The sequence below is a fragment of the Serratia odorifera genome (genome assembly GCF_041448735.1).
In the GTDB taxonomy this organism is placed as follows: domain Bacteria; phylum Pseudomonadota; class Gammaproteobacteria; order Enterobacterales; family Enterobacteriaceae; genus Serratia_F; species Serratia_F odorifera.
In genome coordinates this window covers 113859-128607 of sequence record NZ_JBGMUT010000002.1, presented here as the reverse complement: position 1 = coordinate 128607, position 14749 = coordinate 113859, and the positions used below count along the sequence as shown (strand labels likewise).

Sequence of the window (14749 nt, the reverse complement as noted above, 5' to 3'; positions counted from 1 at the left end):
ATAATTCCGGGCCGGAAAAACCGACCCGAGGAACGATAACGCTCGCGGCTTATCGCACGCTGAAGCCCAACCGGTGCAACAGCTCTGTGCTGGCGCTGTCGTCGCACAGTACGCACAGTGACGACCACTCACGACGTTCCTGATAATGCTTGCGCAGACGATCGAATTCGCCCGCCTGCCCCGCCACCTTGCGCAGGGGCGCATCATCGCGGCGCACATCATACACCAAGTGCATCAATCGTTTTAACTTGCCTTCGTCCAGCACGCCGTTAAGTCGGATTTCGCTGAATTCCGGTACCGGCAGCAGCGAGGACAGTTCGATGTGTTGCGGATTGCCCAAATGCCGACTGTAGGCCTCGAACACCTGGGTGGTGCCGCGCGCCTTGCCTTCCAGCGTGTAACCGGCGATGTGCGCGGTACCGATGTCCACCCGCGCCAGCAGTGGCAGTGACAGATCCGGTTCCGGTTCCCACACGTCCAGCACGGTGCTGAGTTTTTTCCCCTGTTGCAGCGCCTGCAACAACGCGGCGTTGTCCACCACCTCGCCGCGGCAGGCGTTAATCAGGATGCGGTTGTCCGGCAACGCCGCCAACAGCTGCGCATCCGCCATATGCAGCGAGGCGTAAGGACCGCTTTTATTCAACGGCGTATGGAAGGTCAGTACGTCAGCTTCCGCCACCAGTTTTTCCAGCGGCCAGAACTCACCGGCATCGCCACGATCGGCGCGTGGCGGATCGCACAGCAGGGTACGCACTCCCAGCGCTTTCAAGCGTGCATCCAGGCGCGAACCGACGTTACCAACGCCAATAATTCCCACGGTTTTATCCCGCAGATGGAAGCCGTCGCGCTCCGCCAACAGCATCAACGCAGCAAACACGTATTCCACTACCGCAATAGCGTTACAGCCCGGTGCGGCAGAAAAGCCGATACCGGCCTGCTGCAACCAGCGCTCGTCGACGTGATCGGTGCCGGCGGTCGCGGTGCCGACAAACCCGACGCGGGTGCCGGCCAGCAACGCCTCATTCACCTTGGTCACCGAACGCACCATCAGCGCATCGGCGTCCGCCAGCGCGGCCTGCGGGATAGGGCGTCCCGGCACCGCCTGTACCTCGCCCAAACGGCTGAACAGGTCAAGCGCATAGGGCATGTTTTCATCAACCAGTATTTTCACAGCTTTCTCCGACAGCATACGGCGATTTGACTGCGCACAGTTTGCCACCGAATCCACCAGAAACCCAACGTTGTTAGCCCGCCGCTACGCTAGGCGCGGCGAAAACGCTCAGGGGTGGTGCCGGCGATCTGCTGGAACATCACAATAAAGGCCGACGCCGAGCTGTAGCCCACTTCCAGTGCCACCTCTTGCACCGTGTGCCCCTTTTCCAGCAACGAAATGGCATGCAAAAAGCGCAGGCGCTGCCGCCATTCGCTGAACGATATCCCCAGTTGCTGCTGACAACGTCGTGACAACGTTCGCTCAGTGGTGTAGACCCGGCTCGCCCAGACCGCCAGCGACGTATTGTCCGACGGGCAGCGCTCCAGCGCCTGCAACACCGGCCCGAGAAATTTGTCCTGCGAGGTCGGCAGATAAGTTTGCTGGATGGGCGCCTGATGCAGTTGATCGATCAGTACCCGGCACAGCCGTAGCTCGGTTTTATTCTGCGGGGCCAGCATTTTGCGCGCCAGACACTGGTCAATGATAGCTTTGAATACCGGCGACACATTGAGCAGACACGCCTGCTGCGGCAGATTCTGACACAAAGGGCGGGCGATGTTGATGGTACGAAACAGCGCCGGTTTACGGTTATAGCTGGCATGCTCGATGCCCGGCGGCAGCCAGACGGCAAACTCCGGCGGCGCCAGAAAGCGCTGGCCGGCGATGCTCAGCGCCACCACCCCGCTCTTGACGCAAATCACCTGGCCCCATGCATGGCTGTGCGGCAAATATTCGGTATCTGCATTGGTTTCTTCAGTGCGGAAGAACAGCGTGCGCGGCGCATCCACGCCGCTGGTCGGATAGTTACGCGTTTCGGCCATCGTTAAGGTTGTCTTGATTTCGCTAAAGGGTGTCTGATTTTCGCTATATATAATAAACCAGACACAGGTAGACTAGCCAGCAATCGGTTTGTTATTGAGAATAATTATCATGAACGTATTGTTTCCCCTGCTGGCGGTGCTGATTTGGTCAATCAACGCCGTAGTCAGCAAAGCCTCGGCTAGCGCTATCGATCCGGCGGCGATCTCCTTTTACCGCTGGCTGCTGGCATTGGTTACGCTGACGCCGTTTGTATTGCCGGGGGTGATCCGCAACTGGCAAACGGTGCGCACCCATTGGTGGAAGTTGCTGATCCTCGGCCTGTTGGGCATGGTGCTGTATCAGAGCCTGGCGTATTACGCCGCCCACAGCGTCAGTGCGCTCTTTATGGGCATCCTCAACTCGCTGATCCCGCTGTTGACGGTGTTGCTCGGTGTCTGGCTGCTGCGCGTAGCGCCCACGGTCGGCATTGCCATCGGCAGCCTGCTGTCGCTGGGTGGGTTGGTATGGCTGGTCAGCAGCGGCCAACCGGGGCAACTGCTGCAACACGGCATCGGCAAAGGTGAATTGATGATGTTCGCCGCCTCGGCGTCCTACGCGCTGTATGGCGTGCTGACCAAGCGCTGGGCAATCGCCATACCGAACTGGCAGGCACTGTACGTGCAGATTCTGTTCGGCGTGCTGTTGCTGCTGCCGAATTTCCTGCTGGCGCAGGACGTGGCGCTGAATGGCCACAATATTCCACTGGTGCTGTTTGCCGGTATTCCGGCATCCATTATCGCACCGTATCTGTGGATTCAGGGCGTGATGCGCCTCGGCGCCAATACCGCATCGATTTTTATGAATCTGGCTCCGGTATTTACCGCCATTATCGCCATGCTGTTCCTGCATGAGCAGTTGCACAGTTACCACCTGATTGGCGGCGGCATCACCTTATTGGGGGTGATACTCTCGCAGCGCCTGCGTACGCCGCTAGGCCGCAAGGCACCGGCAACCGTGCCGAACGCCGACCTCAAGAAGTAATAACCGCCTGCCCTATCCGGGCGACGGCGTAAAGCGCACCCGCACCAGCAGGCCGCCGAGCTCGGACGAAGGCAACAGCTGCGGGCGGGTGCCGTGATAGGCCAAAATATCCTTTACCAACGCCAGTCCCAATCCGGCCCCCGGCTGGCTGCCAACGTTGTCGAGTCGGTGGAACGGTAGCAGCGCCTGCAAGGCATCTTCCTGCGCAATGCCCGGTCCGCTGTCTTCTATTTCCAGCAGGCAGTCGCCTGCCCCTTGATCGCACAGCACCCGCGCGGTTACCACGCCGTTACGCGGCGTGTATTTCAGCGCGTTATCCAGCAAATTGGCACACATTTCGGTCAATAACAGCGCTTCGCCGTTAATCCAGCAGGCCGCCAGTCCCTCATAGCCCAGATCGATCTGCTTGCTACGCGCCTGGGGTAAACGCGAAAAACAGGCATCGCGCAGCAGTTGCGCCAGGTCCACCGGCTGCAACCTGCGCTCGGCGCTATGCTCATGCGCTTTCAAGCGCGACAGATGCAACAACCGATCGGTGAGTGCCACGGTATTGTCCAGGGTGGTACTCATCGCCAGCAGGCTTTCACGCCACTGTTCCGGCCGGTCACTGGCCAGAGCAACGCCAACCTGGGTTTTCAGTACTGCCAACGGCGTACGCAACTGGTGCGACGCATCGGCGCTGAACCGCTCCTGCCGCGCTACCATCACCCGCAGCCGTTCAATGTAGCGGTTAAACGCCAGCAGCAGCGGCTGCATTTCCGACCAGGGCAACACCATCGGTAACGGCGTCAGCTCACCCGGATCGCGCCGCATCATCAGGCTTGACAGCTTGCGCAGCGGTTTGAGCAGTTTCTTCAGCAATACGAAGGCCAGCAACAGCGTCAGTACCACCACCGTCCCCTGACTGGCCAACGCCGCCAGCATCATCTGTCGCGCCAGGTACTTGCGTGACTCCAGCGTTTCCGCCACCAGAATCACCGCCATCCCCATTACGCCGGATTCATTGATCGGCTGATACAGCGCCGCAACGCGGATTGGCCGGCCATAGTAGCTGGCGTCATAAAAATGCACCAATGCCGGGTAAAGGTTGGAACGCGGGATATTTTTCGGCGGCAATGGCAGATCGTCATAGCCGGAAATGCTGATGCCCTCGGGCGAAATCACTTCGTAATACAGTTGGTCGTTCATGTTGCGCTCAAAACTGTCGAGCACCACATATGGCACATCCACTTCCAACCGGCCGCCGCGTACGATCAGCCGCTCGGCCACGGTACGCGCCGACGCCAGCAGGGTGCGGTCATAGGCCAGCGTTGCGGCGCTCATGGCACTAAAATAGTGGGTGTAAATCGAGATACCACCCAGCACCATCAGCGGCAGACCAAAGAACAGTAACAGTTGATTGAACAGTGAACGCGGCGGGTTAAACCATTTCATTGCACAGCTCCAGGCTGTAGCCCAGGCCGCGCAGCGTCACAATCGCCACATTACTGCCATGCAGTTTTTTACGCACCCGGTGGACATACAGCTCGATGCTTTCCGGGTTCGCCTCGTCCGACAGGGTAAATACCTGCTCAAACAGCTGCTGTTTAGCCACCGGCCGCCCACGTCGGTGGATCAGGGTGGTCAGCACCGCCAGTTCGCGCGGTGTCAATGCCAGCGGTTTGTCATCCAGCAGAAAATAGCCTTCGTCATGGTAGGTCAATGCACCGAACTGCAACGCCTGCTGAGTCACGCCCACGCTGCGGCGCAGCAACGCCCGGATGCGTGCCTCCAGCTCATCCAGTTCGAACGGCTTGGTGAGGTAGTCGTCAGCGCCGAGATTCAGCCCCTTGACGCGATCGGCGACGTCGGTTCTGGCCGTCAACAACAATACCGGCATATTTTGCCCGCGCTTGCGCAGGCGGGCCAGCAGATCCAGCCCGTTCAAACGCGGCAGTGCCACGTCCAGCACCACCAGCACATAGTTTTCATTCAGCAGCATATGATCGGCCGCCACGCCATCCGCAGCAACGTCGACGGCAAATCCAGCGCCGGTCAGCGCCTTTTGCAGCCAATGTGACAGTTCGGGATGGTCTTCAACCAGTAACAAACGCATTTGCCCATTCCATTGATGATTCGATCAACCCGGCGTCATTGCGACACCGTTAACAAGTTTATAACGAAGAATGGCATGGAAGAGAAACAGAGAGAAGAGCAGCGCCGCCGCCATTTTGAGAGCTGGCACACAATTACGGCGCACGGCAGCGTAACGTTTTATCTTAACGCGATCTCACTGCCCGCCAGGGCAATGGCAAACACCGGGCGCAGTTTAGCCGGGGTGAACGGCGGAGAAACCAGTACGTTGCGGTTGTTGGTGGCAAACACCAGATCCACCCCGGTGACACAGGCGGTCATCTGGCAGACATGGCTAACGCCGCTGGCAGAGGAAAAGTGCAGTTCAAAGACGCCGATGCTTGGCCGCAAGTGTTTGACGCGACACTGGCCGGCGTCGCCGACCATTTCGGCATAAGCCTGTGGCAACATCTTGATCGCCTTGGTTCTGGCGCAGTCTTTGCCGGCAAATAACTTACTCAGAGAAAACATGGTGGTGCACCCGAAATCATTTTGTTTTTGCCATTTTATCGCAGGACGAATGTGGCAAAGGTGACATTACGCATGTTATTTGCAGAGTTTGCCGGCGGTTATCGCCGGACATTCTGTGCTAATGCCGATAAATCCGCGCTGGATTTACCGCTGATTTGTCCAATCCAGGAGACGCGTATCACACCCTGCAAACTTTCCCACCGGCTGAAAGGTAAATGAAAGGTTGTTGTTTTAACAATTCAGCAACCTCGCACCCGCGAGGAGTTTCACCGTCTGAAGACAAATACCTAGGGGAAGGCAATGAAAAAAATAATTACCCGTACTCTGACCGCAACCGCGCTGCTGCTGGCAGCCAATCAGGCATTTGCCATCGATGCACCCAAGCGTACCGAATGTATCGCCCCGGCCAAACCCGGCGGCGGTTTCGATCTGACCTGCAAACTGATCCAGGTTTCGCTGCAGGAAACCAAGGCCATCGACAAACCGATGCGCGTTACCTACATGCCCGGCGGCGTCGGCGCGGTAGCCTATAACGCCATCGTCGCGCAACGTCCGGCCGAGTTCGGTACCGTCGTGGCGTTTTCCGGCGGTTCGCTGCTCAACCTGTCGCAGGGCAAATTCGGCCGTTACAGCGTCGACGACGTGAAATGGCTGGCGGCGGTCGGCACCGATTATGGCATGATCGCCGTGCGCGCAGACTCACCGTATAAGTCATTGAAAGATCTGATGGAGGCCTTCAAGAAGGATCCGAACAGCGTGGTATTCGGCGCCGGTGCCTCGATTGGCAGTCAGGACTGGATGAAAACGGCACTGTTGGCGCGCGAAGTCGGGGTCGATCCGCACAAGATGCGCTACGTCGCGTTTGAAGGCGGCGGCGAGCCGGTGACGGCGCTGCTGGGTAACCACATTCAGGCGGTTTCCGGCGACTTGAGCGAAATGGTGCCCTACCTGCAAGGCGACAAGATTCGCGTACTGGCGGTATACGCCGACCAGCGTCTGCCGGGTCAGTTGGCCGACGTGCCGACCGCCAAAGAACAGGGCTACAACCTGGTATGGCCAATCATCCGTGGGTTCTACGTTGGGCCTAAGGTCAGCGACGCAGAGTACCAATGGTGGCAAGACACCTTCGCCAAGATGATGCAAACCGAGGAGTTCAAAAAGCAGCGGGATATGCGCGGCCTGTTTGAATTCAACCTGACCGGCAAAGAGCTGGATAGCTACGTGAAAAATCAGGTCAATCAATACCGTGAACAGGCGAAAGCCTTCGGTCTGGCCAAGTAATCCCGGGGGCATACCATGAGCGATCGTATCTTTGCCGGACTGTGGCTGCTGCTGTGCATCGGCGGCCTGATCGTCGGCTGGGGCATTCAGAGCGAATACAGCTATGAACCGCTGGGGCCTCGCCCCTTCCCACTGGCCATTCTCAGCCTGATGGCGCTGTGCGCCGCGCTGTTACTGCTGCGCCGTCCGCAAGTGGTCGAATGGCCGCATCACAAAATCCTGCAGCGGCTTATCGTCCTGACGATCGCGCTGGTGTTGTATGCCTGGGGTTTTGAATGGCTGGGCTTTCCGCTGGCCACCGCCCTGCTGACCTTCAGCATTGCCTTGCTGTTCCAGGCAAGCGTGCTGGCGGCGGGTATTTCCGGTGTGGTGATGGGCGTAGCGCTGTATTACGCCTTTGACCGCTTGCTTGATGTCACACTGCCGCTCGGCGTCTGGCTGAGTTAACGGGGGCGATAATGGAAACCTGGATGTATTTATCTCAAGGGTTCGAGGTAGCATTAATACCGCAGAACCTGGTGATCGCCCTGATCGGCTGTTTTGTCGGCACCATCGTCGGCCTGTTGCCGGGGTTGGGGCCGATCAACGGCGTGGCGATCCTGCTGCCGTTAGCCTTCGCGCTGAAGTTGCCGGCTGAATCGGCACTGATTTTGCTGGCGACGGTGTATATCGGCTGTGAATACGGCGGACGCATCTCTTCAATATTACTTAACGTGCCGGGTGATGCTGCGGCGATCATGACCGCGCTGGACGGCTACCCGATGGCGCAGCAAGGGCGCGCCGGCGTGGCGCTGTCAATCTCGGCGGTCAGTTCGTTCGTCGGCTCAATGATCGCCATCGGCGGCATTATCCTGTTTGCCCCGCTGCTGGCACGCTGGTCACTGGCATTTGGTCCAGCGGAATACTTCGCGCTGATGGTGTTCGCCATTGCCTGTCTGGGCAGCATGATGAGCCAGAACCCGCTGAAGTCGCTGTTGGCGGCGCTGATCGGGTTGGGTCTGGCAACGGTTGGCGTGGATGCCAACACCGGCGTTTACCGCTTTACCTTTGACAGCGTGCACCTCTCCGATGGCATTCAGTTTATCGTGGTGGTGATCGGCCTGTTCTCGGTCAGTGAAATTCTGTTGATGCTGGAAAGCACCAGCACCGGCCAGAAACTGGTACGCAAGACCGGCCGTCTGCTGTTTAATCGCCAGGAAGCGGCGCAGTGCGTCGGTCCAACCCTGCGTTCATCGGTGGTCGGCTTCTTCGTCGGCATTTTGCCCGGTGCCGGCGCCACCATCGCCAGCGCCCTGACCTATATGACCGAGAAAAAAATCAGCGGCAACAGCGATACCTTCGGCAAGGGCGATATTCGCGGCGTTGCGGCACCAGAGGCGGCCAACAACGCTTCGGCCTGCGGATCGTTCATTCCAATGCTGACGCTGGGCGTACCCGGTTCCGGCACCACCGCGGTGATGATGGGCGCACTGACGCTGTACAACATCACGCCGGGGCCGGCGATGTTCACCGAGCAACCAGACATCGTCTGGGGGCTGATTGCCGCGCTGCTGATTGCCAACGTGATGCTGTTAATCATGAACATTCCATTGATTGGTTTGTTCACCCGCATGCTGACCATTCCGTTATGGTTCCTGGTGCCGGCCATTGCGGCGGTATCGGCGGTTGGCGTCTACGCGGTGCACAGCACCACCTTTGATCTGCTGTTAATGGTCGGACTGGGGATATTCGGTTACATCTTGCGGAAAATGCACTTCCCGATGTCACCGCTGATCCTCGGCTTCGTACTGGGGGAAATGCTGGAGCAGAACCTGCGTCGCGCACTGTCGATCAGCAACGGCGAGTTCGGCATTCTGTGGGGCAGTTCTATCGCGCAATGCCTGCTGGTGCTGGCGGTGGCGGTGCTGGTGCTGCCACCAATCCTGCGTAAACTGCGCAAGCGCCGCAGCCATACGGTAGAAGCAGCCAAGGTCGAGTAAGCATTAGCGGCATTGACACCTGGGGCCGGATTATCCGGCCCCTTTTTTATCGTTTGCTTTAGGTAAATAATTTTATATATGCAGCAAATAAGGCGTTCAAAATCAGGAAAAATAAAATTGATAAATAAAACAAACCCGACTGCCAATTCTATTTTTCACGTGTGACGTCATAAAAAACCATACGCATCACTTGTTCTTGGTAGGAACAATGCTTTCCTTCCTGTCTTTATCATCATAAAGAAATAGCAAATCGCCACCGCCCCAAAAATCCCCGTCTGACAATGAAATGAATAAGGAAAAGGGCATTCATATTTCTCAGGGGAACAGCGGCAATCGTATAAAAAGCCCGATACTGTCATAACAGTATCGGAAGATATTTAAAATGGAGAGCCAAGGTCATTTAATTTCAACACAAGCAATAAATTAGATTTTTATCGTGTGTTCTTATATCGACGACCTTCGCTCTCCTGATGTGACCAGCTACCAGGCCGCCCACCACAGGCGCAGTTTCATCCCCCAGTAGCTGGTCCAACCGGTGGTGCTCTGCACCACCTTGCCCTTATCAATGATGACCAAGGTCGGCGTGACGCCAATCTGCCACTGCGCCGCCAACGCCCCGTTCGGGTCATTGACTACCGGTAGCGATAATCGCTTGCCCGCCAGCCATTCGGCAACCTGCACATCGTCACCGGAACGCAACGCCACGCTCAGCACGTTGTCACCCAGCGCTGCCAGTTTGGCCACGCTGGGGGTGGTGTAACGGCAGACACCACACCACGAAGCCCAAAAATAGACCAGCAATGGCCGTTGCTGGCTGAGTTGTGCCAGCGAAACCGCCGAACCATCGAGCGTGGCTAACTGCTGCTCAGCGAAAGCGTCCGGTGCCTGCGGCGCGCGCAGCGTATCCATCAGCCACACGATGCCGCCAGTTATCAGCAGTAACAACAGTATTTCGCGCGCCCAGCGCTTTAACCTAGCCATTGTTCGCCTTCGCCAGCTGTTGCTTCACCATGCTTTCAAGTTCTTGATACGAGACCGCTCCCGCCAGCATCCGATCGCCGATCAGCGTGGCAGGCGTTCCCTGTACTCCCAACTGTTCCGCCAACTGCATGTTGGTACGCAACGTTTCCATGCTGCGATCGCTTGGCGCAACCGGCTTGACGTTGGTCTTCTGCTGCGCGGCGGCGATGCTGGCATCGTCGTGGAAACCCTTTTTCGCCATCAGCCGCTGGTGCAGCGCCCAGAACTGTTCCGGGTGCTGTTGCCAGGCGGTCAGCGCAATACGCGCCGAACTGACCGAACTTTCCCCCTTGAACGGCAGTAGTTTCACCACCAGCGCCACCTGCGGATACTGCTTGACGATTTTCTCCAGCATCGGATCAAAGCGTTTGCAGTAAGGGCAGTTGTAATCGGTAAAGGTCACCAGCGTCAGTTTGGCGTTTTTCGCCCCCATGCGCGGGCTGGCCGGATCGTCATACAGCGTTTTGGCATTGGCCGCGATAACCTGACTGACCTGCTGGCTGGCGGTCTGCTGCTGCCAGGCATCCACCGCCTGTGCCAATATATCCGGGTTGGATACCATGGTTTCACGCACAATCTCCTTGATGCGCGCCTCCTGTTCAGGGGTAAACGGCGCAGCGGCCCACACCGGCGAAACCAGCATCATCAATACAATCAGTAATTTTTTCATTTTTCAGTTCCTTGAGCGGCACTAAGGGTTTGTAACACGGCATCGCGGGTCAATAATGCTGACAGCACCGTACCGTTTGGCTTAGCTGGGCCATAAATCTGGTTAAACGGCACGGCGACACTGCCGCGACGTTGCAGGAAAGCGGTAATCTCCGCAGAAGGACGGCTCCAGTCGCCGCGCAGCGCCACCACGTCATCGGCGCTCAGCGCCTGTTGCACGTCATCACGCAGCAGCACATTGAATTTATTGGCTTTACAGGTCACACACCAGTCTGCGGTAACGTCCACGAACACCCGTTTATGCTGCGCCAACGCCTGCTCGATCGCCTGTTCCGACAAGGGTTGCCAGTTGATGCGATCCACCAGCGGCTGCCGCCACAGCGAGGCGCTCAGCGAACCGGCCAACAGCGCCACGCCGGCCAACACCAGCACGCCGGCACTGACCATGGCCGCCAGCCGCGCACCGTGTCGATACCAGACCGCCAGCAACAAACAGCACAACAGCACAGCGGCAATAATCCAGGTCGGCACGGCGCCAATATGGTTGGTCATCAGGCTAAGCAGCCACAGCGAAGAGGCCAACATCAGCAGGCCGAGAACCAGGCGTAGCGTATTCATCCAGCGGCCCGGACGCGGCAGGCGCAGCGCCAATGCCGGCCAGGCGGCAATCATCAGCCACGGCAGGCTCATCCCGACGCCCAGCGCCACAAACATGCCCCACAGCACCGGCAGCGGCGCGGCCAGCGCAAACGCGACCGCCGTGCCAAGGAACGGTGCAGAGCACGGCGTCGCCAGCAGCGTGGCAAAGGCCCCCTGCCAGAAATGCCCGCTCATCCCCTGCCCGCCCTGCGTCGCCAGGCGGGTATTGAGGCCGGAGGAGAGCTGCAGATGAAACAGGCCAAACAGATTGGCACTGAACAACAGCGTAATCAGCACCATAAAACCGATAAACCACGGGTTCTGAAACTGGATGCCCCAGCCAAGCGCATGGTTGCTCAGCCGCAGCACGGTCATCAATAGCGCCAACGCCATAAACGACGCCACAATGCCGGCGCTGGAAAGCAAAAACTGCATCCGCACGCTGCGTCGGTCACGTTGCTCCACCTGCAAGATAGCGCTCAGCTTGATGCCCAGTACCGGCAGCACGCACGGCATCAGGTTCAGGATCAAGCCGCCGACCAATGCCATCAACACCGCCTGCCACAACGGGAAAGCGGCCGAATCGGCAGCGGCCAACGGTTCGCCGATGGTCAGCGTTGCCTGCTGCGCGACGCCGCCGTCGCCGATCACCAGCGTCAGGGTTTTGCCTCGCAGATCGGGGGCGCTATCACCCCAGCCGTCGCTGACCGGCACTCGCGCCAGCAGTTGCGTACCGTCGCTGCTGATGCTCGGTTTACCGATATCGACGTCGTCCAGGCTGTCGAAGAACAGCGCCGGCTGTTGCCAGCCTGTGCTACGTTCGGCGCCGATCTGCAGCTCACCGTTCTGGTAACCGGCGCGCAGGTTTTCCGCCAGGCCGCGCTCAATCGGCACCTGCCCCATCGCCTGGGCAAAGTCATGGTTGAACTGCGCATCGTTTGGCGCACTCATATCGAGGCTAAACGGATAGTCGGTCAGAATGCAGACGTTGCTGCAGGTGGAAAGCGTCAGCGTCCCCGCCAGCCGGGTGGGAACCTCACCCTGCATGACGATCGGCAGGCTGACCTGCTGGTGATAGCCCTGGGTGGAAATCCCGGCAACGTCAAACCGTTGCGGCGTCGGCCAGTACCATTTGGCCGGCGGCGGATTGCCTTGCCAACGGATTGCCGGCGCAATGCCGCCCTCGCCGGGCGAACGCCAATAGGTTTTCCAGCCGTTTTGCAGTTCGACCGACAGCAGCAGGCGAGTTTCGCCAGCTTGCGAAGTATCGGCCCGCAGCCGCACTTTAGCATGATCGTTGGTCGGATTTTGCAGCCAGCCGCTGTCCGCCGCCTGAGCGGCAGGCAGCCACAGCAGTAACAGACAGGCCACGGCCAGTCTGATGATATTCAACATGTTGTTTCTCCATCAATGAGTCAGTAATCGTCCAAAACGGGCGATCGGCTCATTCACGGAACACGCATAATCGGAGATGTACCCTGAGGGTCGGCGGGGAAATGGCGCGCGGAGGCGGAATGCGCAGCCGGGCGGAGAGCGTCGGAGCCAGCAATGCCAGTAACAGACCCAGCCCTAGCAGCACGGTTTCAAACATCACCGGCGGCGCGGCCAACAACGACTTGGCGCTCAGCTCGCACGGCGAACTCCCCGGCGCTTCGGCATGATCATCGCTGCTGGCTGCGGCGCTTACCGTGGGAACGCCAAGCATGATTTGCAACGCATGCAAGCCCGCCATGCGCTGAGTGATGCAGGTCAGCACCACCAGGCAAGCCAGGCATAAAAACCATTTTGCAATTCGTTGCCGTTTGAACATCGCATCCTCGGTTCGGTAATGCGCTTATCTTAGTGGCAACGGAATTATTCGCAACGTTTTGCCTGTAAAGAAATGTCTGACAGACGGTATTGATGGCATCAATTAACAGGTATCATAGGCAGCGTACGTTTTCTTGCACCTGTGCTTTTCGCCGGGTTTGACTTTATTTCTGCACAGCGAAGGACGGGTGATATGCAACCTTTGAGTGGCCCCGGTACTCACAACGTTTCCGATCGTCCTCCGACCGGGGGAAAAACCACTGCCGCTGACGATCAGCCACTCTCGCCGGCACAACGCACCCGGCTGGAAAAACTGATCGTGAAAATCATGGCGCTCAGTCCGGCAAAATCGGCCGAAATATGGGCCACGCTGCGCCACGATCTTGGGGCAAACCGCCCTGCGGCCAACCAGGAGTTGCAGGCTCGCCACTTTGAACCGGCTGAACGGCTGTTGCAGAATCGTCTGGATCAGGCGCAGCGCAGTCATGCCAATCGCCAGCTGTTGCAGCAGCTCACCGAACTGCTGCCGCAGGGCAATAATCGCCAGGCGGTCAGCGACTTCATTCGCCAGCAATTTGGTCATACCGTGCTGAGCAAGCTTAGCCATGAACAGCTGCAACAGGTGTTTAACCTGCTGCAAACCGGCGAACTGACCATTCCGCATCCACAGCAGAGTGCCACCAGCGATCGTCCACTGTTGCCGGCCGAGCACCAAAACCTGCAACAGCAGGTTACCCGGCTCAGCGCCGCCACCGGCGAATCACCGGCGAAAATCTGGCAGAGCCTGCTTGATTTGACCGGCGTTAAAACCAGTGAGCCACTGCCGGCACGGCATTTCCAACTGCTCAGCCAATACCTGCAGGCCAGGGTGGCGCTCAGCTCGCAAAGCGCACCAACGCTGAACAACCTGCTGGCACTGCTAAAACAGCCGGCGGACCCGCAAGAGCAGCAGCAGCTGTTCGACTATTGCCAGTCGCGCTTTCACTGCGTTGCTAACGCCCCGCTGACCCACACGCAGATCAACAACCTGATTAACCAGCTGTTTGCCCGCCGGCTGGAAAAAGCCGGTGCCGCACCGGCCATTCACAACGACTCACCAACGCCGTTGCTCAACCCGTTGATCGCTGCGCTACCGCAACCGTGGCAAGCGGCGCTCGGTAAACGCATGCTGGCATTTGCCGCACTGATCGTGGTGCTGCTGCTGGTGCTGGCGATGATGTTTTAACTTCAGCCGCAGCCGCAATCTTGCGGCGCCGCCCAATCCAGCAACGAACCGCTGGACTCACCGATGGCCAACGGATGGCCGTCGCGCAACCAGAAGTCCAGCCCGCCAATCAGCTCCTTAACCCTGAAACCGTGCCTGGCCAGCTTATAAGCCCCCTTGGTGGAGCCGTTGCAGCCAATACCGTCGCAATAGGTGACATATACCTTGTCACGTGACAACTGCCGGGTACTGACCTCATCCATCAACCGATGCGGAAAACTGATCGCACCGGGGATATGCCCGGCGGCATATTGCTGTGCCGAGCGGGTATCAATCACCACGATACTATCAATCGCCTGGCGTAAATCTTCTGCTACATCCCATGCATCGGCGTAATAGCCGAGCTTGGCCGTCAAATAGGCCAGACTGTCGGCCGGATCGGCCGCCGGAAAGGCTAAAACCTGTGAATCCTGTACCATTGCGTTATCCTGTTGTCGGTATCGTCAGGTG

15 protein-coding genes are annotated in these 14749 nt (G+C 58.4%); 5 read left to right on the top strand and 10 right to left on the bottom strand.

What is annotated here, in order from left to right; genetic code table 11:
* Nucleotides 1-49: 49 nt before the first annotated feature.
* Both pdxB and ACCC84_RS06800 read right to left on the bottom strand, forming a co-directional pair.
* Nucleotides 50-1171, bottom strand: a complete 1122-nt coding sequence (gene pdxB, locus ACCC84_RS06805) for a 4-phosphoerythronate dehydrogenase PdxB (RefSeq protein ID WP_004960412.1) — start codon at nucleotides 1169-1171, stop codon at nucleotides 50-52.
* An 89-nt stretch (nucleotides 1172-1260) separates the two neighbouring features.
* On the bottom strand, nucleotides 1261-2034 hold the full coding sequence (locus ACCC84_RS06800; protein ID WP_371901681.1) for an AraC family transcriptional regulator: 774 nt from the start codon (nucleotides 2032-2034) through the stop codon (nucleotides 1261-1263).
* A gap of 109 nt (nucleotides 2035-2143) precedes the next feature.
* Here ACCC84_RS06800 and ACCC84_RS06795 point away from each other — a divergent pair, with 109 nt between their 5' ends.
* Nucleotides 2144-3055, top strand: coding sequence for a DMT family transporter (locus ACCC84_RS06795; protein WP_371901680.1), 912 nt, complete (start codon nucleotides 2144-2146; stop codon nucleotides 3053-3055).
* A 12-nt stretch (nucleotides 3056-3067) separates the two neighbouring features.
* Here the strand turns inward: ACCC84_RS06795 and ACCC84_RS06790 are convergent, their stop codons facing one another.
* The 3 genes from ACCC84_RS06790 to ACCC84_RS06780 all read right to left on the bottom strand — a co-directional run bounded on the left by ACCC84_RS06790 (nucleotide 3068) and on the right by ACCC84_RS06780 (nucleotide 5638).
* Nucleotides 3068-4489 carry a sensor histidine kinase gene (locus ACCC84_RS06790; RefSeq protein ID WP_004960405.1) on the bottom strand — a complete coding sequence of 474 codons (1422 nt, stop codon included), beginning with the start codon at nucleotides 4487-4489 and terminating at the stop codon, nucleotides 3068-3070.
* Nucleotides 4476-5150, bottom strand: coding sequence for a transcriptional regulator TctD (gene tctD / locus ACCC84_RS06785; RefSeq protein WP_004960403.1), 675 nt, complete (start codon nucleotides 5148-5150; stop codon nucleotides 4476-4478). The genes ACCC84_RS06790 and tctD overlap by 14 nt, the downstream gene beginning before the upstream one ends.
* Before the next feature lie 158 nt (nucleotides 5151-5308).
* Nucleotides 5309-5638, bottom strand: a complete 330-nt coding sequence (locus ACCC84_RS06780) for a hypothetical protein (protein WP_198773476.1) — start codon at nucleotides 5636-5638, stop codon at nucleotides 5309-5311.
* A 300-nt stretch (nucleotides 5639-5938) separates the two neighbouring features.
* Between ACCC84_RS06780 and ACCC84_RS06775 the strand changes: the two genes are divergently transcribed.
* The 3 genes from ACCC84_RS06775 to ACCC84_RS06765 are packed head-to-tail and all read left to right on the top strand — an operon-like array spanning nucleotide 5939 to nucleotide 8898.
* Nucleotides 5939-6919 (top strand): Bug family tripartite tricarboxylate transporter substrate binding protein, encoded by a 981-nt coding sequence (locus ACCC84_RS06775; RefSeq protein ID WP_198773477.1) that lies wholly within the window; start codon nucleotides 5939-5941, stop codon nucleotides 6917-6919.
* 15 nt (nucleotides 6920-6934) lie between these two features.
* Nucleotides 6935-7366: a tripartite tricarboxylate transporter TctB family protein gene (locus tag ACCC84_RS06770; RefSeq protein WP_004960392.1), complete on the top strand. Its 432-nt coding sequence runs from the start codon at nucleotides 6935-6937 to the stop codon at nucleotides 7364-7366.
* Nucleotides 7367-7377: 11 nt separating this feature from the next.
* Nucleotides 7378-8898 carry a tripartite tricarboxylate transporter permease gene (locus ACCC84_RS06765; protein ID WP_004960389.1) on the top strand — a complete coding sequence of 507 codons (1521 nt, stop codon included), beginning with the start codon at nucleotides 7378-7380 and terminating at the stop codon, nucleotides 8896-8898.
* 480 nt (nucleotides 8899-9378) lie between these two features.
* Here the strand turns inward: ACCC84_RS06765 and ACCC84_RS06760 are convergent, their stop codons facing one another.
* The 4 genes from ACCC84_RS06760 to ACCC84_RS06745 are packed head-to-tail and all read right to left on the bottom strand — an operon-like array spanning nucleotide 9379 to nucleotide 13036.
* Nucleotides 9379-9879 (bottom strand): protein disulfide oxidoreductase, encoded by a 501-nt coding sequence (locus tag ACCC84_RS06760; RefSeq protein WP_004960383.1) that lies wholly within the window; start codon nucleotides 9877-9879, stop codon nucleotides 9379-9381.
* Nucleotides 9872-10588, bottom strand: coding sequence for a DsbA family protein (locus ACCC84_RS06755; RefSeq protein ID WP_004960379.1), 717 nt, complete (start codon nucleotides 10586-10588; stop codon nucleotides 9872-9874). The genes ACCC84_RS06760 and ACCC84_RS06755 overlap by 8 nt, the downstream gene beginning before the upstream one ends.
* The gene (locus ACCC84_RS06750) at nucleotides 10585-12621 is read right to left on the bottom strand and encodes a protein-disulfide reductase DsbD family protein (RefSeq protein WP_004960374.1); all 2037 of its coding nucleotides are present in this window, start codon (nucleotides 12619-12621) and stop codon (nucleotides 10585-10587) included. Before ACCC84_RS06750 ends, ACCC84_RS06755 begins: the two co-directional genes overlap by 4 nt.
* A gap of 49 nt (nucleotides 12622-12670) precedes the next feature.
* Nucleotides 12671-13036, bottom strand: a complete 366-nt coding sequence (locus ACCC84_RS06745; protein WP_004960372.1) for a hypothetical protein — start codon at nucleotides 13034-13036, stop codon at nucleotides 12671-12673.
* Between the two features lie 192 nt (nucleotides 13037-13228).
* Here ACCC84_RS06745 and flk point away from each other — a divergent pair, with 192 nt between their 5' ends.
* Entirely contained in the window at nucleotides 13229-14260 is a 1032-nt protein-coding gene (flk, locus tag ACCC84_RS06740; protein WP_371901679.1) for a flagella biosynthesis regulator Flk, read from the top strand.
* A gap of 2 nt (nucleotides 14261-14262) precedes the next feature.
* On the opposite strand, the gene ACCC84_RS06735 is transcribed toward flk, so the two are convergent.
* Entirely contained in the window at nucleotides 14263-14718 is a 456-nt protein-coding gene (locus ACCC84_RS06735; RefSeq protein ID WP_198773482.1) for a rhodanese-like domain-containing protein, read from the bottom strand.
* Nucleotides 14719-14749 lie beyond the last annotated feature (31 nt).